Annotated in this window: 15 protein-coding genes; 8 read left to right on the top strand and 7 right to left on the bottom strand. The window is 66.3% G+C overall.

All coding sequences use genetic code 11. The features are described from left to right. The first annotated feature begins 42 nt into the window (after positions 1-42). The 4 genes from AC6CHP_RS13880 to AC6CHP_RS13895 all read left to right on the top strand — a co-directional run bounded on the left by AC6CHP_RS13880 (position 43) and on the right by AC6CHP_RS13895 (position 3771). Complete coding sequence (locus AC6CHP_RS13880) at positions 43-228, top strand: hypothetical protein (protein ID WP_188730787.1); 186 nt, start codon at positions 43-45, stop codon at positions 226-228. Between the two features lie 46 nt (positions 229-274). Then, positions 275-1549, top strand: coding sequence for an AGE family epimerase/isomerase (locus tag AC6CHP_RS13885; RefSeq protein ID WP_427115478.1), 1275 nt, complete (start codon positions 275-277; stop codon positions 1547-1549). Positions 1550-1702: 153 nt separating this feature from the next. Then, the gene (locus tag AC6CHP_RS13890; RefSeq protein WP_498230506.1) at positions 1703-2956 is read left to right on the top strand and encodes an MFS transporter; all 1254 of its coding nucleotides are present in this window, start codon (positions 1703-1705) and stop codon (positions 2954-2956) included. 62 nt (positions 2957-3018) lie between these two features. Beyond that, on the top strand, positions 3019-3771 hold the full coding sequence (locus AC6CHP_RS13895; RefSeq protein WP_427115480.1) for an ArsR/SmtB family transcription factor: 753 nt from the start codon (positions 3019-3021) through the stop codon (positions 3769-3771). Between the two features lie 16 nt (positions 3772-3787). On the opposite strand, the gene AC6CHP_RS13900 is transcribed toward AC6CHP_RS13895, so the two are convergent. From AC6CHP_RS13900 to fdhA, 3 genes are all read right to left on the bottom strand, one after another. Further along, a complete protein-coding gene (locus AC6CHP_RS13900) occupies positions 3788-5149 on the bottom strand; it encodes an MFS transporter (protein WP_498230508.1) in 1362 nt (453 codons plus the stop codon). Positions 5150-5257: 108 nt separating this feature from the next. Next, positions 5258-5608, bottom strand: coding sequence for a GNAT family N-acetyltransferase (locus AC6CHP_RS13905; protein ID WP_498230511.1), 351 nt, complete (start codon positions 5606-5608; stop codon positions 5258-5260). A gap of 129 nt (positions 5609-5737) precedes the next feature. Then, positions 5738-6955, bottom strand: a complete 1218-nt coding sequence (gene fdhA, locus AC6CHP_RS13910) for a formaldehyde dehydrogenase, glutathione-independent (RefSeq protein ID WP_188730799.1) — start codon at positions 6953-6955, stop codon at positions 5738-5740. 324 nt (positions 6956-7279) lie between these two features. On the opposite strand from fdhA, the gene AC6CHP_RS13915 reads away from it, so the two are divergent. After that, on the top strand, positions 7280-7609 hold the full coding sequence (locus AC6CHP_RS13915) for a DUF6457 domain-containing protein (RefSeq protein ID WP_104186243.1): 330 nt from the start codon (positions 7280-7282) through the stop codon (positions 7607-7609). 70 nt (positions 7610-7679) lie between these two features. Here the strand turns inward: AC6CHP_RS13915 and AC6CHP_RS13920 are convergent, their stop codons facing one another. Continuing rightward, positions 7680-10007: an FdhF/YdeP family oxidoreductase gene (locus tag AC6CHP_RS13920; protein ID WP_498230513.1), complete on the bottom strand. Its 2328-nt coding sequence runs from the start codon at positions 10005-10007 to the stop codon at positions 7680-7682. Between the two features lie 222 nt (positions 10008-10229). On the opposite strand from AC6CHP_RS13920, the gene AC6CHP_RS13925 reads away from it, so the two are divergent. From AC6CHP_RS13925 to AC6CHP_RS13935, 3 genes are all read left to right on the top strand, one after another. Beyond that, entirely contained in the window at positions 10230-11903 is a 1674-nt protein-coding gene (locus AC6CHP_RS13925) for a RecQ family ATP-dependent DNA helicase (protein WP_498230515.1), read from the top strand. 41 nt (positions 11904-11944) lie between these two features. Then, the gene (locus tag AC6CHP_RS13930) at positions 11945-13144 is read left to right on the top strand and encodes a TerC family protein (protein ID WP_188730805.1); all 1200 of its coding nucleotides are present in this window, start codon (positions 11945-11947) and stop codon (positions 13142-13144) included. A 175-nt stretch (positions 13145-13319) separates the two neighbouring features. After that, positions 13320-16955, top strand: a complete 3636-nt coding sequence (locus tag AC6CHP_RS13935) for a TM0106 family RecB-like putative nuclease (RefSeq protein WP_498230517.1) — start codon at positions 13320-13322, stop codon at positions 16953-16955. A gap of 13 nt (positions 16956-16968) precedes the next feature. Here AC6CHP_RS13935 and AC6CHP_RS13940 read toward each other — a convergent pair whose 3' ends face one another. The 3 genes from AC6CHP_RS13940 to AC6CHP_RS13950 all read right to left on the bottom strand — a co-directional run bounded on the left by AC6CHP_RS13940 (position 16969) and on the right by AC6CHP_RS13950 (position 19650). After that, positions 16969-17304, bottom strand: coding sequence for an acylphosphatase (locus AC6CHP_RS13940; protein WP_498230519.1), 336 nt, complete (start codon positions 17302-17304; stop codon positions 16969-16971). Positions 17305-17413: 109 nt separating this feature from the next. After that, positions 17414-18331: a pullulanase X25 domain-containing protein gene (locus AC6CHP_RS13945; RefSeq protein ID WP_188730811.1), complete on the bottom strand. Its 918-nt coding sequence runs from the start codon at positions 18329-18331 to the stop codon at positions 17414-17416. A gap of 254 nt (positions 18332-18585) precedes the next feature. Next, entirely contained in the window at positions 18586-19650 is a 1065-nt protein-coding gene (locus tag AC6CHP_RS13950) for an adenosine deaminase (protein WP_498230521.1), read from the bottom strand. Positions 19651-19683 lie beyond the last annotated feature (33 nt).

Below are 19683 nucleotides of genomic sequence, written 5' to 3' on the forward strand. Positions count from 1 at the left end.
AAATGCATGTATCCAACGAACACCACTAACGAAAGGGCGGCCATGACTGCCACCTCCCCGCACAAAAGCCCCTTGCGCGTGTCCACCAGCAACGGCGAAACCATCTCGCTGACGGTTGATGCCGGCGCTCCGGTGACCATTCAGCTTGACGTTGGACACGACTGCAGCCGTGGCGGCGCTGCCCGGCGCGCCGGCGCATACACAGATACCGACTTCGGCACACGCTAACTGGACTAGTTTCGGACGTGCACCCGCATCAGAAAGAGGAAATGACATGACGTGGCTTAACAGTGCCGCCCACGCACGATGGCTCGAGGCAGAAACCGACCGGCTGATCAATTTTGCCGCAGCGTCAAAGGTGCCCACGGGATTCGGCTGGCTCGACAATAACGGCAAGGTATTCACCGACAAGCCGACCCATCTCTGGATCACCGCCCGGATGGTCCACAGTTTCGCTGTTGCCGCGCTCATGGGACGGCCGGGTGCGGGGATACTCGTGGACCACGGCATCGCGGCGCTCAACGGCGTGTTCCACGATGACGAGTTCGGCGGCTGGTTCGCCGAGGTGGACGGGAACGGGCCGGTGAACGACACCAAATCCGGCTACCAGCACTCCTTCGTGCTCCTCGCCGCCGCCAGCGCCGTTGCGGCAGAACGCCCAGGAGCCCGGGAACTGCTCGACGAGGCCCTGCGGATAGCCGACACAAGGTTCTGGGACCATGAAGCCAACATGTGCTTCGACTCGTGGAACCGGGACTTCACGGAAACCGAGGCCTACCGTGGCGGAAACGCGAGCATGCACTCGGTTGAGGCGTACCTCATCGTGGCCGATGTCACCGGGGAGGACCGCTGGCTGGAACGGGCCCTCCACATCGCCGAGGTGCTGATCCACAAATTTGCGCGCAACAACAACTACCGGGTCTTCGAGCACTTCGACCCGGATTGGACTCCCATGCCGGAGTACAACACCGACGACCGGGCCAGCCAGTTCCGGGCTTATGGCGGGACCCCCGGCCACTGGGTTGAGTGGGCGCGGCTGCTCCTACACCTCCGTGCCGGACTCGAGGCCCGCGGCCTGGACGTCCCGGACTGGCTGCTCGAAGACGCTCGCGGCCTGTTCGACGCCGCCATCCGCGACGCCTGGCAGCCGGACGGCAATCCCGGATTTGTGTACACGGTCGACTGGGAGGGCAAGCCGGTGGTCACTACCCGCATCCGCTGGGTTCCCGCGGAGGCAATCGGCGGAGCGGCGGCTCTGTACATTGCCACCGGCGAGAAGAAGTATTCGGACTGGTACGAGCGGATCTGGGACCACGCCCGCGATTGGTTCATCGACTACGAGCACGGATCCTGGAAGCAGGAGCTCGACGAGCACGGCAATGTCACCTCCACCGTATGGTCCGGAAAGGCGGACATCTACCACCTCTGGCACTGCCTGGTAGTGCCGCGCCTTCCGTTGGCGCCGGGGCTCGCTCCGGCCGTCGCGGCCGGCCTGCTGGACGCACGGCTAACCGCCGCCACGCAGGTCAGGGAACCGGCCGCCCGCTGAATCCACAGGTGCGGCCCGACGCGCCGAAAACGGCAGCGGGGACGCGCCGGGAACGGCACGGAGCAGGGGGCAGGATCCTGTAAATTTAAGGGAGGAATTCGTCCGGCCAGCGAGCCGCGTTCCACCCCTCCCCCTTGAATGGATCCCGCCCCCATGTCTTCCGCGATTTCCGCGCCGGCGCCTGCCCGTTTTCCGTATGCCGCGATGGTGGTCCTGGCCACCATCGCGTTCACCGCCATCACCACCGAGCTCCTCCCGTCCGGGCTGCTGCCGCAGATCAGTGCCGGCCTGAACGTGTCCGAACCGGTGGCCGGCTACCTGGCTGCCGCCTATGCCGCCGTCATTGTGGTCACCGTGGTTCCGGCTGCCCGGCTGCTGGGGAAGATACCGCGGCACGCGCTGCTGGTGGGGCTGGTCCTGACGTTCGCCGCCAGCAACGCCATGGTGGGACTGGCGCCTGACTTCACGTCCGCCATGATTGCCCGTTTGGTGGGCGGCCTGGCCCATGGCCTGCTCTGGACCACCATGGCCCCGTTCGTCACCAGGGTGGTCCCGGCGGACAAGGTGGGCAAGGCCCTGGCCATCGTCTTCAGCGGGAACAGCCTGGGCCTGGCCATCGGTGCACCCGTGGGCACCGCGCTGGGCGGCTTCCTGGGCTGGCGGGCCGCGTTCATGGTGCTTGCCGGGTTCGGCCTGGTCCTCACCGTCCTGGCGTTCTTCCTGTTGCCGCGCGTCCAGCGGATTTCCGACGCCGTCCGCCCTTCACTCCGCAAGGCCATAGCCCAGCCCGGGGTGAAGCCGGTGGCCATTGCCTGGCCGCTGCTGGTCCTGGCGCACTTCGCGCTGTTCACGTACATCGCCCCGTTCATCCGCGACGCCGGCTTCCCCGACTACGCCATCAGCCTCTCGCTCACTGTGCTGGGCGGCTCCGGGCTGCTGGGCATCTGGATCGCGGGCCTCACCGTGGACTCCCGGCCGCGGCGTTCCCTGCTGATCACGACGGCGGCGATCGCCCTGTCCATGTTCTTCCTGCCCCTCGCGGTGGGCAACTTCGCCGTGGCGTTGGTCCTCATGACCGTCTGGGGTGCAGGGCTCGGGGCGATCGGCATCTACAACCAGTCCGCCATCCTGCGGGCGGGCGGCGAGTACCAGGAAGCCGCGAACGGCCTCACCGTGCTGACCATCCAGCTCGGCATCACCGTGGGTGCGCTGTATGGCTCCGCGGCGCTCGTGGTGGGCGGTCCGATGCTGGTTCCCGTGGCAGCGGCGCTGCCGGTAGTGGCAGCCTGGATCATCACCCTGGCCAACAAGAAGCACGCCTACCCGCAGGGCCCGCGGGAGCGGGTGTGGCTGGAGCCGCGGCCCGTCGCCACACCGGCACCGGAAAAGGTGGGCGGTCGCTCCTAGGCTCCTCACCAACCAGAGAAAAACCCTTGATAGGTGACCATATGGTCACCTATCATTTCTTTATGGACGCAGTGTTCAAGGCACTCTCCGACCCCACCCGCAGGGACCTCCTCGATGAACTGTTCCGCGAGGACGGGCAGTCCCTGAGTGCGCTTGAGGCCCGCTTCGACATGACCCGCTTCGGGATCGCCAAGCACCTCAAGCTCCTGGAAGATGCAGGCCTGGTGGTGACCCGCCGTCGGGGGCGGGAAAAACTGCACTTCCTGAATCCCGTGCCCATCAGGCTCATCCACGACCGCTGGGTGAGCAAATATTCAGAACCATGGGCCGCTGGCCTCAGCGACCTCAAATCCAGATTGGAAAGTCCCATGGAAAAAATCTTCGAAATCTACATCAAGACCACGCCGGAACGGCTCTGGGAAGCCATCACGGACAGTGACATCCGCAGCAAGTACCAGTTCGGGAACACTATAGAAACGGACTGGACGCCGGGCAGCAGCTTCACCATGAACAACGTTAAGGCGGGTGCTCCGCTGGGCGAGGGCGAGAACCTGGAGGTGGAGCCGCCCCGGCGGCTGGTCCAGACCATGCGGGCCCTCTGGGGCGAGGACGTCAAGGCAGAAGGAACCTCGAAGGTCACATGGGAGATCGAGCCGGTAGGCGATTCCTGCCGGCTGACCGTCACCCACAGCGACCTCCGCGAAGGCGCCAACGAACAGCTCTACGGCGGCTGGCCCATGATCCTCTCCGGCCTGAAGACCTGGCTGGAGACCGGAGAGAAACTGACCACCCCGGGCTCGCTGATGTACACCTAGATGCGCTTTATGCCGGCTACTCCGTCCGCTGCCGCCACAGCAGGCTCACGGCGAACGTCACCACGCACAGGACCAGCATTGCCAGGACCATCCGGGCCCAGCTTTCCTGGTCCACGCCGCCGCCCGCGAACACGCCGATCATCACCGTGGCCGTGATCGCGCCGACGTACCGGCACGTCTGGTAGATACCCGCCGCGACGCCCCGCTCCTGCGGCCGGATGGACACGAACATGCCCTGGTTCGTGGCGATGCCCACGGTCCCGTACGGGATACCCATCAGTGCTGTCAGCACCACCACCAGCGGGATCGCCAGGGTGCCGGTGAGCAACCACATCAGGGCGGCGGCCGCAGTCAGGAGCATGACGCCGGCAATCAGCACCCGCCGCACGCCGAACCTTCCCATCGCTTTCACCGCCCAGGGGGTGGCCAGGACGGACATGCCCGCCAGGGGCAGCATCAGCAGGCCTACCACCCCGGGCTCATAGCCGCCGGCCTCCTGCAGGAGCTGGGGCAGCCCGAAGAAGACGAAGTAATAGACGCTGCTGAACACCGCGAAGCCGAGGTAGATGAGCATGAGGGACCTGTTGCGGCCCAGGAGCCTCAGGTCCAGGAATGGGCGGGCAAAGCGGAGCTCCCGCCAGGCAAACAGTGCCGCCACTGCCGTTCCCGCGCCCAGCATCCACCAGCGGTAGCCCGGCACGACATTCAGGGCGGCCATCATCACCAGCAGCAGCGCGGTGACAAAGCCCAGGATGCCGGGAATGTCCGAGTCCCGCAGCAGCTCGGCCACGCTGCCGCGTTCCCGGGCTTTGTCCGCCGGCGCCGCCCGGCGCACGATCAGCAGCGCGGCGAGCGCAAGCGGGACGTTGACCAGGAACAACGCCTCCCAGCCCACAAAGCCCACCAGCAGCCCTCCGACCACAGGCCCCACCGCTGCCGCCGATGTGTTGGCCATCTGCAGGATGCCCAGCGGGCGTGCCGGTTCCACGTTGGCCCGGTGCGCAATGGCGCCCACCATCACCACGGCGCTGGGATAGGCGGTGGCCGTGCCCAGCGCCATCACGGCCCGGGCCACGCAGAGCAGCACAAAGTTCGGGGCTAACGGCGCCAGCGCGCAGGTCACCGCCACCAGCGCCATGCCCAGCAGGAACATCCGCCTCGGCCCAAACCTGTCCGCAAGCCTGCCCATCACCGGCTGGCCCGCCGCCGAGGCCAGGTAGAACGAGGTGACCACCCAGGTGACCGCGGCGACGTCGAGCCCAAAGTCCGCGCGGAGCACCACCAGGGCGACGGCAATCATCGAGGAGTTGAGGGGGTTCAGTGCCGTGCCCAGGCTGAGGCCGGCGACGGCCAGCGCAGTCCGGGGTTTGTTGCTCACGGAAACAGTCTGCTGTATACCGCTGGGCCCGCGCGACTTTGAGGGAACCTACCGTCCCAGGGCGCCTGCCAACTCGACGATCAGACAGTCGGGCGGACGCCCTGCACGTCAGCGGGCGCGGCTGGCCAGGGCCCCATCGAGGAACTCCAGGTGCGCGGGCTTCACGGCCACCGCATCGCTGGCGTATTCGGGGTGCTTGGCGAGGAACTTCTTGATGAAGGGGCAGACGGGAACAAAGCCCACGCCCGCCTTGACCGTCTCGTCCAGGGCAACGGTGGCGAGCTGGCCCGCAAGGCCCTGCCCGCCGTATTCCTCGTTGATCACCGTGTGGTAGAAAATCCGCTCCAGCGAGGCGCCGCCGTCGTACTCCTTGTACGCCGCCTTGCCAATCACGTTGCCGGCGTCGAGGATCTCGAAGCGGTCGCGGTCGGGGTTGTGGCGGACGGTGATGTCACTCAAGGGGATCTCCTTCGATGCGGTGTGTCCTTCAGCCTAACCTCAGCCGAAGGGCATCTATTTCCGCACCCGTCCCTTACCGGACATCACCGTCCGCCGCCCCGTCTGCGGCGGCGCCTGGCCCGTTCCGGCCTAGCTCAGGTAGCCGTTCGGGTTGAGGACGTACTTGGTGGCCGCACCGGCGTCGAACTCCGCGTAGCCCTGGGGCGCCTCCTCCAGCGTGATGGCCTTGGCGTTCACGTTCTTGGCGATGTGCACCTTGTCGTTCAGGATGGCCATCATCAGTTGCCGGTTGTACTTCATCACGGGGCACTGGCCCGTGGTGAAGCTCAGCGACTTCGCCCAACCGGTACCCAGGCTCAGGCTCAGGGCACCCTTCTTGGCTGCCTCGTCAACGCCGCCCGGATCGCCCGTCACGTACAGCCCCGGGATGCCCAGCGCACCGCCGGCAGCGGTGATGTCCATCAACGAGTTCAGCACCGTGGCCGGAGCCTCTTCGGCGTCCTTGCCGTGTCCGTGGCCGCGTGCTTCGAAGCCCACCGCGTCCACGCCGCAGTCCACTTCCGGTACGCCCAGGATCTGTTCAATCTGCTCCGCCGGTCCCCCCTTGGTGAGGTCCACCGTTTCGCAGCCGAAGCTGCGCGCCCGCGCCAGCCTGTCCTCGTTCAGGTCGCCAACAATCACGACGGCGGCGCCCAGCAGGTGTGCGCTGGTGGCCGCTGCCAGGCCCACGGGACCGGCCCCCGCGATGTACACCGTGGAACCCACCCCCACGCCGGCACTCACGGCACCGTGGAATCCCGTGGGGAAGATGTCCGAAAGCATGGCCAGGTCCAGGATTTTCTCCATGGCCCGGTCCTTGTCCGGGAACTTCAGCAGGTTCCAGTCGGCATACGGCACCAGCACGTAGTTGGCCTGGCCGCCCACCCAACCGCCCATGTCCACGTAACCGTAGGCGCTGCCCGGGCGGTCCGGGTTCACGTTCAGGCAGATGCCCGTCTTGCGCTCCTTGCAGTTCCGGCAACGGCCGCAGGCAATGTTGAACGGGACTGAACAAAGGTCCCCTACCTTGATGAATTCAACGTCGCGGCCAACTTCCACCACTTCGCCGGTGATCTCATGCCCCAGCACCAGGTCCGGCGGTGCGGTGGTGCGGCCGCGCACCATGTGCTGGTCCGAGCCACAGATGTTGGTGGCCACTGTCTTCAGGATCACGCCATGGTTGACGGCGCGCCCGACGTTTGCCGGGTTGACGCCCGGCCCGTCCTTCAGTTCGAACGTGGGGTAGTCGATGTCGATCAGTTCGACTTTCCCTGGCCCCTTGTAGGCAACGGCTTTGTTCCCTGTCATCTTTTTCTCCTGTTATCCCACGGATCGCACGGTAGGGCGGCCGTGATTCATGAGTGGTGATGCACGCCCCGCCGGACAGGCACCGTCCAGCATCTGCTGATGGCTGGGGATCAGTTGCCGGAGAGCTTCCCGGAGTGGGGTGCGCCCAGTCTAAGCACGGACCGCCGCCATATCTAGGGGTGGTAAGCCCGGCTGACTACCTGTTTGTGGATTGGGGGTTACGCGGGCATCCGCCGGAACCGATGACTTCCGCTGCGAAGCCTTGTAGTCTCGGCACGGAGGACGATCCACTGTCCCGACACTGACGTTAACCAAGGAGCGGACATGCCAGCCAACGAGGACGAAATGCAGATCCTGGACCAATGGAGCAACCGGCTGGCCCAGGCGCTGCAGATCCTGGACCTGAAGGTGGACCACGATTTGCTCCTGGACCTGGCCCGCAAGTCTGCCGACTCCGTTACCCATGCCGCAGCCCCGATCACCACGTTCATGGTGGGCTACGCCGCCGGGCTGGAAGCCGGCACGGGCAGTGCAGGCACCAAGGAAGCATCAACGGCCTCTATAGCGAAAGCAGCAGACGTGGCGTTCCAGCTGTGCGAAGACGGGCACGACGGCGGCCCCTCCAGCAAGGGCTGGGCGGACACAGCCCAATAGCGGCCCCGGGCCGCTTATGCGGGCGCGGGCCGCTTATGCGGGCGCGGGCCGCTCGTGCGGGCCAGGCACCCTAGCCCGCGGCGGTCGGCTCCTCCTCGAGCGCGGTAATGGGCTCCAGCTTTACGATCACGGCTTTGGAGACCGGCGTCTGGCTGCCTTCCGCCACACTCTCCAGCGGCACCAGGACATTCGCTTCCGGATAGTAGGCGGCCGCGCATCCCCGCGCTGACGGGTAGGACACCAGGCGGTAGTTCCGCAGGACCCGCTCCACGTTGTCCGGATACACGCCGCGCACATCCACGTGCTGCCCGTCTTCAAGCCCCAGCTCGGCCAGGTCCTCCGGATTCACGAACACCACCTCGCGGCCCTTCTTGATCCCCCGGTACCGGTCGTTGTGGCCATAGATGGTGGTGTTGAACTGGTCGTGCGAGCGCATGCTCTGCAGGATCAGGGTGCCGGCCGGACGCTCCACATGTTCCAGTTCGTTGACAGTGAGCATGGCCTTGCCGGTGGGGGTGTTGAACGTGCGGGAATCGCGGGGCCCGTTGGGCAGGACGAAGCCGCCTTCCTGCCGGATCTTCCGGTTGTAGTCCTCGCAGCCCACCACCACGTGGGAGATATGCTCGCGGATCAGGTCGTAGTCCTTCTGGAATCCGGCCCAGTCTGCGGAAATCCTGTCTCCCAGCACACGCTGCGCCAGCTGGCAGACAATCGCCACCTCGGAGAGCAGGTTCGGGGCCACCGGTGCAACGGTGCCGTGGGAGGCGTGCACGGCACAGACCGTGTCCTCCACCGAGACGAACTGCGGGCCGGACTCCTGCATGTCGATTTCGGTGCGGCCCAGCGTGGGCAGGATCAACGCCTCGGAGCCGGTCACGGCGTGGGACCGGTTCAGTTTCGTTGAGATCTGGACGGAGAGGTCCGTGCCGCTCATCGCCGCCTCGGCAGCACGGGTGTCCGACATGGCGCCCACGAAGTTCCCGCCCATCGCGATGAAAACCTTGATCCCGCCGTCGCGCATCTGCCTGATGGTTTCCACCGCGTCCGCCCCGTGCTCCCGCGGCGGTTCAAAGCTGAACTCCTTGCCCAGGGCGTCCAGGAACGCCGGCGGCATCTGCTCCCAGATGCCCATGGTGCGGTCCCCCTGGACGTTGCTGTGCCCGCGGATGGGTGAGGCGCCCGCGCCGGGCTTGCCGATGTTGCCGCGCAGCAGCAGCAGGTTGATGATCTCCTTGATGGTGGCCACACCCTTTTTGTGCTGGGTGATGCCCATGGCCCACGTGATGATGACCTTCTCCGCACGGAGGTAGCGGTCGGCCAGTTCGTCGATTTCCTCGGCCCGCAGGCCGGTGGCTTCCAGGACCGCTGCCTCGTCCAATTCGGCAAGGTGCGCCCGCAGCTCCTCGAGGCCCTGGCAGTGTTCTTCGAGGAACTGATGGTCCAGCACGGTTCCCGGGTTGGCGGCCTCGGCGTCGAGGACCCGCCGGGACACCGCCTGCAGCAGCGCCATGTCCCCGCCGATCCGGATATGGAGGAACTGGTCCGCCAGATCGGTGCCGCGGCCGATGATGCCCTTGACCTTCTGCGGGTTTTTGTAGCGCATCAGCCCGGCCTCAGGCAGCGGGTTGACTGCCACGATGCTTGCACCCGCTTCCTTCGCCTCCTCCAGTGCGGTGAGCATCCGCGGATGGTTGGTTCCCGGGTTCTGGCCCATGATGATGATCAGGTCCGCCTTGGCGAAGTCGTCATAGGAAACCGTGGCCTTGCCCACGCCGATGGTCTGGCCCATGCCCCAGCCGGAGGACTCGTGGCACATGTTGGAGCAGTCCGGCAGGTTGTTGGTGCCGTACCCGCGGATGAACAGCTGGTAGAGGAAGGCGGCCTCGTTCGAGGTGCGGCCGCTGGTGTAGAAGGCGGCCTGGTCCGGGCTGGGCAGGGACTTCAGCTTGTCCGCAATGATCCCGAACGCCTCGTCCCAGCTGACGGGCCGGTAGTGGTCCTCCCCTGCTGGTTTGTACACCGGCTCGGTCAGGCGTCCCTGCATGCCCAGCCAGTATTCGGAGCGCTTCAGCAGTTCGCTGACGGGGTGCTCCTGCCAGAAGTCGGAGCCAATCACCACCGGGGTGGCCTCCCACGTCACGGCCTTGGCGCCGTTTTCGCAGAATTCGAACGTCTTGCGGTGGCCCGGGTCCGGCCACGCGCAGCTCATGCAGTCGAACCCATCCTTCTGGTTCAGCGCCAAAAGTGTCTTCCTGGACCGTTCCAGGCCCATGTGCTTCAGAGCCGGCTGCATGGAATGGTAGACGCCCGGCACTCCCGCTGCCCATGTCTTCGGGTGGCCGCTGACTTCAATGTCGGATTCGTCGGCCTCTTCAACTTCGGGATTCTTGCGCGTCACGGCTGGTTCTCCTTGCGTTCTGCAGGCGCGGCCGTCTTCCGATGTTTCGGCGGGCCGGTTCCTTCCCCACACTTGTTCAGGGTGGCGGGGAAGTCAAGGAGGGCAGCTCCCCTGCCCGGCGGGCACCATGGGCAACGGACGACGGCGGCACGCGGCTGGCGTTAGGCTGGTGACCTTGGCTGAAGCAAGCGGCCGGAGGAACCACTCTGCGCGGAGCCCCCCATGTCCGACGATCTTGCCCTTGCCGCCCTCGCGGCCTCCTCTTTCTCCCTGCCCCACCTGCGGGACGGCCAGCTGGCCGGCATGGCAGCCCTCGCCGCCGGCCGCGACGTCCTGGCCGTCATGCCCACCGGCTATGGCAAATCCGCGATCTACCAGGTCGCGGCGCAACACCTGCACAACACCACGGGACGTCCCGCCGTCGTCGTTTCCCCCCTCATTGCCCTGCAGGAGGACCAGCTGGAGGGGCTGGACGGGGACCTGGGTCCGGGCGCGGCAGTGGCTGTCAACTCCTCCCACAGCGATTCCGAGGTGGAGGCGGCCTGGCAGGCGGTGGAAAGCGGCACAGCCACATTCCTGTTCCTGGCCCCGGAGCAGCTGGCCAAGCACAAGACTGTGAACCGCATCGCAGCCCTGGGCATTTCCCTGTTCGTGGTGGATGAGGCCCACTGCGTCTCGTCCTGGGGCCACGATTTCCGCCCCGACTACCTCGGCCTGGGCCACGTCCGCGAACAGCTCGGCAATCCTCCCGTGGCCGCCCTCACCGCCACCGCATCACCCCCGGTCCGGGACGAAATCGTGGCGCGGCTGCGCATGGAGGACCCGCTGGTCCTGGTCCGCGGATTCGACCGGCCCAACATCAGGCTGGACGTCGTGCGCCACCACGAGGACAAGGACAAACGCAAGGCCGTGCTGAAGCAGGTGGCCGCCCTGGTCCGCGACAGGCATGGGCTCCTCTACGCCGCCACCCGCAAGGACACCGAGAAGTACGCTGCAAAATTGTGCAAGGAGGGGCTGCGCGCGGAGGCTTACCACGCCGGCCGTTCCGCGGCGGACCGGGAGCACATCCACGAACAGTTCCTGTCGGACGGGCTCGACGTGGTGGTGGCCACCACCGCTTTCGGCATGGGGATCGATAAACCCAACGTGGGCTTCGTGGTCCATGCGGACATTCCGGAATCGCTGGACTCCTACTACCAGGAAATTGGCAGGGCCGGACGTGACGGGGAACCTGCGTCCGCCGTGCTCCACTACCGCTCGGAGGACCTGGGCCTGCGGAAGTTCTTCGCCACCCACTCCCCCGATCCCGACTCGCTGCTGGCGCTGCTGAAAGTACTGAAGGCAGCGGGCGGGCCCACGCCCAAGTCGGCGTTGCCTGATCTCACGGGGCTTCCGTCCCGGCGCATCACCGGACTGCTGAACCAGCTGGAGGAAACCGGCGCGGTCTCGCTTGGCAAGCGCGGTGTCCGGCTGGCTTCCAAAGCCAAGCTGCCCGCCCTGGTGCGCGGCGCCGTCGAACTCGCAGAAGCCCGCCAGCGCGTTGACCAGTCCCGGCTCACCATGATGCGCGCCTATGCCGAGGCGGACGGCTGCCGCCGCCAGTTCCTGCTGGGCTATTTCGGCGAGGAGCTGGCGGAGGCGTGCGGCAACTGCGATGCCTGCGCCGACGCCGCCCGGCACCCCGCAAGTGACAGGGCGGACGACGGCGGCGCCGCCTCGGGTGGCCGGGCGGCGGAACCGTTCCCGCTTCAGTCCGCCGTGGTCCACAAGGAGTGGGGACCGGGCCTGGTGATGCGGCACGAGGAGGACGTCATCACCGTCCTGTTCGAACACGAGGGCTACAAGACCCTCTCGCGCGCCGCCGTTGTGGAACACGAACTCCTGAAGCCGGCATAGGTGGGTAGGCTTTAAGGAGACTCCGACGAAAGGCCCGCAGCATGGAAGTACCTGCTTATGTTTGGACCCTGACCATTGCCGGAATCGTGGGCCTGCTGGCTTTCGATTTCTTCTTCCATGTGCGCAAGGCCCACACGCCCTCGCTCAAGGAAGCTGCCATCTGGTCCTCGATCTATGTGGGCATCGCGGTGCTCTTCGGACTGGGCGTTTTGCTGTTCGGCGGACCCACCATGGGTACCGAATACTTCGCCGGGTACATCACGGAGAAGGCACTGTCCGTGGACAACCTCTTCGTGTTCCTGATCATCATGGCCAGCTTCCGGGTACCCCGCGCGGACCAGCAGAAGGTGCTGCTGTTCGGCATCGTCTTCTCCCTGATCGCCCGCACGGGCTTCATCCTCCTGGGCGCTGCGCTGATCAACAGCTTCGCGTGGGTGTTCTACATCTTCGGCCTGATCCTGCTGATCACCGCCGGAAACCTGCTCAAGCCGGGCAGCCACGACGACGACTCCGAGGGCCTGGTGGTCCGGCTCGCCAAGAAGTTCCTGCCGGCGTCCGAACACTACGACGGCGACAAGCTGTTCACCGTTGAGAACGGCAAGCGCGTCCTGACCCCGATGCTCCTGGTGATGGTGGCAATCGGCGGCACGGACATCCTGTTTGCGCTGGACTCCATCCCGGCGATCTTCGGCCTGACCCAGAACGTCTTTATTGTCTTCACGGCCACGGCGTTTTCCCTGATGGGCCTGCGCCAGCTCTACTTCCTGATCGACGGACTGCTGGACCGGCTGATCTTCCTGTCCTACGGCCTCGCCGTCATCCTGGGTTTCATCGGCGTGAAGCTCATCCTGCACGCCCTGCACGAGAACACCCTGCCGTTCATCAACGACGGCGAGCACGTCAGCGTGGTGGAAGTCAGCACGGGCGTTTCGCTGAGCGTCATCCTCGGCGTCCTGGTGATCACGGTCCTGGCGTCCATCTTCAGCCCCAAGGGCAAGGCCAAGAATGCCGTTTCCGGCGCCCGGCGGCACGCCGTCGAGTACCTGGACCTCAACTACGAGACGGACATGAACGAGCGGGATAAGATCTTCGCCGCGATGTGCCGCGAGGAGAACGAGATCCGCAAGCTTCCGGAGAAGTACAAGCGGCTCATCCGCAACGAGACCGAGTTCCTTGACCTGCTGCGGAAAGCCCACGACGAACACGACAAAGCCCAGGTGCGGGCGGCCGCCGAAAACTGATCGTCCCACCCAACTAGGTAGCAGCAAGTGTCGTTTTGAGGGCTCAGAACGACACTTGCTGCTACCTACTTTGAAGCTTGTCTGTTTGTCAGTGCCCCTTGCTACGTTTGGACCAGGGCCAGGGGAACCGCTTCCGGCCCGGCGATGACAGCCCGGCTGTCGATGGGGAGGCCCCGTGTTCTTGCTCGAAGCCGCAGCGGCCGGCGCGCCGCCGGACCTGGTGTTTTCGGCCAGCGACCTGGTTGCCGCCAGCGAGTGTGAGTACCGCACGCTCCGGATCCTGGACGAGAAACTGGGCCGTACCCCCAAGGCGGAGTTCCCCGCGGACGAGATGCAGGTCCGCGCCGGCGAGCTGGGCGACCGGCACGAGCAGACCGTCCTGGCCAGCCTGGTTGCACGGTACGGAGAGTGGGATGCCAGCCGCGGCGCCGGCGTCTATTCGCTCGAACGCGGCCAGAACCTGCGCGGGGACCTGCAGGCCAAGCACGCGGAGACCGAGCTCGCCCTGCGGTCCGGGGCTGACGTGGTGTTCCAGGCCACCTTCTTTGACGGGGAGTTCCTGGGTTACGCGGACTTCCTGGTCAACGAGGCCGCGGGCACAGGCAGCCCGGGCCGGTACGAGGTCTGGGACACCAAACTGGCGCGGCACGCAAAAGTGGGCGCCCTCCTGCAGCTCGCGGCCTACGGCGACCAACTGCTAGGGATGGGGCTGGACCCCTCGCCGGTGGTCACCCTGGTACTGGGGACCCGCGTGGGCGAAGACTGGCTCCGCAGCAGCCACTCCCTTCCCGACCTGTTGCCGGTTTTCCGTGAACGGCGCCGGCGCTTCCGCGAGCTGACCGCGGAGCACAGGGCAGGTGAGGCTACCGTGAAGTGGCAGCAACCGGGGATCGTCCACTGCGGCCGGTGCGACTACTGCGCCGAGCAGGTCCAGGCGCACCGGGACCTGCTGATGGTGGCCGGAATGTCCGTGGTGCAGCGGAAGAAGCTCCACGCGGCAGGCATCACCACCATCGATGAACTGGCGGCGATGCCTGCCGCCGACGCCAGGAATTCCGTGGTCCGGCTGCGGGCCCAGGCGCGGATGCAACTGGGGCTGGACGCGGTGGCGGGGTCCCGGACCTTCACCAAGGACGGCAGGCCCCACACCGTCTCGTTCACCGTCCTGCCTGACAACACCATAGGCTTGCTCCCACCGCCCAGCCCGGGGGACATCTTCTTCGATTTCGAGGGCGATCCCCTCTGGCAGGATCCGGCTACCGGCGCCTGGGGCATCGAGTACCTGTTCGGCGTTGTTGAGGCGCCGGACGCGGACCATCCCGGCGATCCCGTGTTCCGCCCGTTCTGGGCCCATTCCCGGTCCGAGGAGCGCCGCGCCTTCCTGGACTTCCTCGCCTACGTGGAAGAACGCCGCGCCCGCTACCCGGACATGCACGTCTACCACTACGCCGCCTATGAAAAAACGGCCCTGCGCAACCTCTCCCTGGCACACCAGGCCGGGGAGGACACCGTGGACTCCTGGCTGCGGGAAGGGCTGCTGGTAGATCTTTACGCCACGGTCCGGCAGTCGCTGCGCATCTCTGAGGCGTCCTACTCCATCAAGAAACTGGAACCGCTGTACATGGGCAGCAACCTTCGCTCGGGTGACGTCAAAGACGCCGGCGCGTCTGTGGTGGCCTACGCCGCCTACTGCGCGGCCAGGGACGCGGGGGATCACGCCGAGGCAGGCAAGGTCCTGGCGTCCATCTCGGACTACAACCAATACGACTGTCTGTCCACGCTCCGGCTTCGGGACTGGTTACTGGACGTCGCCAGGCAGGCCGGCGGAACGGCAGCCGGAGAGGCCGAGGCCCGCCAGCCAGCAGCGGCAGGGGACGCGGCCCGGGAAACGAAACAGGAAACACGCCCGGAAGCGGCCCAGGAAACTCCTGAGGAAACCACGCTGCGCGAATACCTGGCAGGCCTACCGGAGGACCGGGCTTGGACTGACGACGAACGGGCCATCGCCATGGTGGCCGCCGCCACCGGCTACCACCGCCGCGAACGCAAGCAGTTCTGGTGGCAGCACTTCGATCGGGTGGAGGCACCGGCCGAGAACTGGGCGGACCAGCGGAACGTGTTCCTGGTGTCGTCGGCGGAGGTTGCCTCGGACTGGGCGCTGGCCAAACCCCGGGAACGGATGCGGACCCGGACCCTCCGACTGCGCGGCACTATGACGGAGGGCTCGGACTTCCGCGCGGACTCCACGTGGTGCCGGCTCTACGACGCGCCGCCGCCGGAAGGCATGGCGGCCCCGGATGCTGCTCCAGGCGCACGGGCTTTCTCGTTTGGAACGAGGATCAGCGACGTCGCCCCGGCGCCTGACAACCCGGAGCACACCATCATCACCGTGGCCGAGCGGGAGACCGGAAAGGTGGCCGCCTACCCGAACCTTCCCATCGCGCTCACCGAGGACCAGCCGCTGGCCACCACCAGCATTGAGGCTGCCATCGCCGAGCTTGCCCGCACGGTTGGTTCCTCCGTGCCGTCGCTGCCACCCCACCCCGGCTTGGACATCCTGCGGAAAAAGGCCCCGCGGTTGCGCACGCTGCCCGGCCCGGTGGAGGTACGCCATGACACCGTGGGCTCCCCGGATTACGCCGCAGCCATCACGGCGTCGCTCCGGGACCTTGAGCACTCCTACCTGGCCGTCCAGGGTCCACCCGGCACCGGAAAGACCTACGTGGGCGCCCACGTCATCGGCAGCCTGGTGGCCGGTGGCTGGAAGATTGGCGTGGTGGGCCAGTCGCACAACGTGGTTGAAAACCTGCTCTGCCGTGCCATCGACACGGGCGGCGTCTCCCCCTCGGCCGTGGCCAAGAAGCTGGCTGCGCCGCACGACGTCCCGTGGACCCGCACGGGGGACGGCGACGTCGCCCAGCTGCTCGCATCCCCCGGCGGCTGCCTGGTGGGCGGCACCGCGTGGACCATGACGGGCAAGGAGGTCCCGGCTGGCTCGCTGGACCTCCTGGTGATCGACGAGGCCGGACAGTTTTCGCTGGCCAACACCCTTGCCGTTGCGCGGGCGGCCAAGCGGCTTCTCCTGCTCGGTGATCCGCAGCAGCTGCCCCAGGTCACCCAGGGTGCCCACCCTGAGCCGGTGGATGAATCGGCGCTGGGCTGGCTGGCCGCGGGGCACGCCACCCTGCCTGCGAGCCTTGGGTACTTCCTGGCAGACAGCTGGCGGATGCATCCGGACCTGTGCCGTGCGGTGTCCCGGCTCAGCTATGAAGGAAAGCTGCAGTCCGCACCGGCGGCTTCGCTGCGCAGCCTCGAGGAGCTGCCGCCCGGCGTCGAAACCGTGTTCGTGGAACACTCCGGCAATACCACCGCATCCCCGGAGGAGGCCGCCGAGGTGGTCCGGCAGGCGAAACTGCACCTGGGCCTGAAATGGAAGCCTGGTGCCGAGAATGAGTTCCGGCCCCTCGGGCAGCAGGACCTGCTGGTGGTGGCCGCCTACAACGCCCAGGTCCATCTGGTCCGCAAGGCACTGGAGGAAGCCGGCCTGCCGCAGGTCCGGGTGGGGACGGTGGACAAGTTCCAGGGGCAGGAAGCACCCGTGGTGCTCGTGTCCATGGCATGCTCGGCCGTGGCTGAAGCACCGCGGGGAGCCGAGTTCCTGCTGAACAGGAACCGGATCAATGTTGCCGTCTCGCGGGGGCAGTGGCGGGCAGTCATCATCCGCTCCCCCGAGCTCACCAGCTACATGCCGCACCGGCCCGCAGCCCTGGAGGAGCTGGGCGCGTTCCTGGGCCTTAGCCCGCGCGCCTGACGGGAGATGCGGGTCAGTGGGCCCTGAACCCGCGGAAGTTGCCTTGGGCTGCGGAGAGAGATTCCTCAACCCGCTCCACGCGGCCGGGGGTGTTGCGGGAATTCAGCCAGACGAGAAGCGCCCGGACCTGTGGCTCGGGGCCCTCGGCAACCACGGCGACCGAACCGTCGCCGAGATTCGTCACTTCGCCGGCCAGGCCCAGTTCTTCCGCTTTGCCCATGGTCCAGAAGCGGAAGCCCACTCCCTGCACCATGCCGAAAACGCGCGCCTCCAGCCGGACCGCGCCCGCCACAGCGTCGTTGTCCCGCCCATCAGGTGCTCCGGATGACGGCCCTGCGTGCCTCGCCATGGTGCCTCCCCTAAGTCAGCGCCGCCGGCCCAACCAGGTAGCAGTAAGTGTCATTTTGAGCCTCCAAAACGACATTAACTGCTACCTGGTTGGGCGGGCGGGCAACCCGTTAGTTGATGGTGATGTCGCGGGTGCTGTGGTTGTAGCGGATGGTGACGGTGCCGCCGGCATGGTGCAGTTCGTGGTTGGGGCCGTCGAACGCACCGAAAGCGCCGTAGTTCTCATCCCAGGAGCGGTTGATGGCGATCTTGAAGGTGTAGAAACCGGCGGGCAGTTCGGCGCTCTTCTTCCAGATCTGGTCCAGGAAATCGAACTCCATCTGCGCTTCGTCATACTGCGGCGCCCAGTTCTCCGGAGCGCCCAGGAAGGTATTGAAGTCGCCGGCAACAGCCACGGCTTCGGGCTGCGGGTGCGTCTCGACGTCCGCGTCCTCGAAGGCCTCCGGCGCTGCGGGAGCGGCAGCTTCCTCCGTTGTGGCCGGCGCCTTGCCCTTGCGGACAGCCTTCACCACGGGTTCGACGGCGTCTTCGAGCACCTTGGCTGCCTTGCCAACGGCGGCAGCAGCCTTCTTGGCAGGCGTCTTTTTGGTGGTCTTCTTAATGTCCGTGCCGGCAGCTGCCGTTTCAGGAACCGCGGTGGTCTTCCGGACGAAGCCCTCGGGAGCGGTGGGAACCTGGACGTCGGCGGGGATGGGCGTGCCGGCGTCGAGCGCGCTGGCGAAGGAGACAGCGTCCGGGAAGGCGACGGTGGCGCGCATGCCTTCGTCGGTGATGGTCCAGCCGGAGCGGCCCTTGACCAGCCAGCCGGCCTTGACCAGCTTGGCGGTGGCCGAGGTGAGCGTCTTGTGGCCGCGGGGAATGCCGCCGCTGAGCAGCTCGGCCTCATGCTCGTTGAACGGGACCCGGGCCGTTGCCTCGGCGAGGACCTGGCCCGCGTTCAGTGCATCGCCGGACCACACACCTTCGGTCAGGACATCCAGCACGGTCTTGAGTCGAAGGAAGGTGTTTTCTGCGGTGGACTTGGCCATGATTCCCCTTTATAAAAGCGATCGGTCTTAGGCATCTTGCCAACTGCCCGTTAAATCGCGCGACTTGAAATGGTTAACACTGCGTGTCGTGACCGACTATTAAGCGGACGTCCCAACAAGTGAGGCTGAGGTCTCGGGAAACGGGCTGGCTGCACAACCCTTGAGCGCTGACATGGGTGCCGCACTGCACTTCCCGGACACGCCTGCGGCACCCAGTTTAGCGGTACGACGGCGCTGCTGTTGCCTCGGACACGTTAGGGGTGCACCACATCCCCGCCATTCAGTTCGTCCAGCAGCTCCGCCTTCCGCTCCTCGGAAGCAAAGGACGAGTGGATGGAGTTCGCGGCGAGCCTTGCCTTGTCGAAGTCGGAGAGCTCAAAGACCGCCCCAAGCTGGGCAAAGTTGTCGTCCACGTAGCCGCCAAAGTAGGCCGGATCATCGGAGTTCACGGACACGTTCAGGCCGGCCGCCAGCATGGCAGGAAGTGGATGGTCTGCCAGGGTGTCCACGGCCCGGAGCCGAACGTTGGAGAGCGGGCATACCGTCAGCGGGATGCGCGCATCCACCAGGCGCTCCACCAAATCCGGATCGTCCATGCAGCGGATGCCGTGGTCGATCCGCTCCACGCCCAGGATGTCCAGGGCCTCGATAATGTACGACGCCGGCCCCTCCTCCCCCGCGTGTGCGGTCAGCCGCAGCCCTGCCTCGCGGGCTTTTGCATAGAGCCGCTCGAACTTGGACGGCGGGTTTCCCACCTCGGCGGAGTCCAAGCCAATGGCAGCAATCGGAGCGTTCATGGCCAGCAGGCCGTCCAGGACCTCCAGCGCGGATTCCTCGGAGAGGTCCCGCAGGAAGGCGGCAATCAGCAGCGTGGAGATCCCGAACTCCTCCTGGGACGTGGCCAGGACGGACGCAACGCCGTTGACGCACGCTTCCAGCGGGATGCCGCGCGAGAGGTGCGCCTGTGGGTCCATCATGATTTCGGCATGCCGCACCCCTGCGGCAGCGGCCCGCTCAAGGTAGGCGCGGGTCATATCGGCGAAGTCCTGCTCCGTCTGCAGCACGGCCATGTTGGCGTAGTACAGGTCGAGGAAGGACTGCAGGTCCGTGAACTCGTACCGTTCCCGCAGCTCGTCCAGGCCTGCATACGGGAGCGCGATGCCGTTCCGCTCCGCGAGCGCGAAGATCAGCTCCGGCTGGAGGGTTCCCTCAATGTGCAGGTGCAGCTCGGCCACCGGGAGGATCCTGGCGGGGACTTCCAGCTCTGCTGCGTCCAGTTCTGTTTCGGGCACGGCAGTGCCGCCGGCAAAGTTATCCATCGGGTCAGGATAATGCCCCGCGCCGGAATCACC

The sequence above is a fragment of the Pseudarthrobacter sp. GQ63 genome (genome assembly GCF_059758765.1).

Coding starts and splice junctions, on each gene's coding strand:
- AC6CHP_RS13880 (WP_188730787.1), top strand. CDS start 43: ATGACTGCCACCTCCCCGCACAAAAGCCCCTTGCGCGTGTCCACCAGC.
- AC6CHP_RS13885 (WP_427115478.1), top strand. CDS start 275: ATGACGTGGCTTAACAGTGCCGCCCACGCACGATGGCTCGAGGCAGAA.
- AC6CHP_RS13890 (WP_498230506.1), top strand. CDS start 1,703: ATGTCTTCCGCGATTTCCGCGCCGGCGCCTGCCCGTTTTCCGTATGCC.
- AC6CHP_RS13895 (WP_427115480.1), top strand. CDS start 3,019: ATGGACGCAGTGTTCAAGGCACTCTCCGACCCCACCCGCAGGGACCTC.
- fdhA (WP_188730799.1), bottom strand. CDS start 6,955: ATGACAGGGAACAAAGCCGTTGCCTACAAGGGGCCAGGGAAAGTCGAA.
- AC6CHP_RS13915 (WP_104186243.1), top strand. CDS start 7,280: ATGCCAGCCAACGAGGACGAAATGCAGATCCTGGACCAATGGAGCAAC.
- AC6CHP_RS13925 (WP_498230515.1), top strand. CDS start 10,230: ATGTCCGACGATCTTGCCCTTGCCGCCCTCGCGGCCTCCTCTTTCTCC.
- AC6CHP_RS13930 (WP_188730805.1), top strand. CDS start 11,945: ATGGAAGTACCTGCTTATGTTTGGACCCTGACCATTGCCGGAATCGTG.
- AC6CHP_RS13940 (WP_498230519.1), bottom strand. CDS start 17,304: ATGGCGAGGCACGCAGGGCCGTCATCCGGAGCACCTGATGGGCGGGAC.
- AC6CHP_RS13945 (WP_188730811.1), bottom strand. CDS start 18,331: ATGGCCAAGTCCACCGCAGAAAACACCTTCCTTCGACTCAAGACCGTG.
- AC6CHP_RS13950 (WP_498230521.1), bottom strand. CDS start 19,650: ATGGATAACTTTGCCGGCGGCACTGCCGTGCCCGAAACAGAACTGGAC.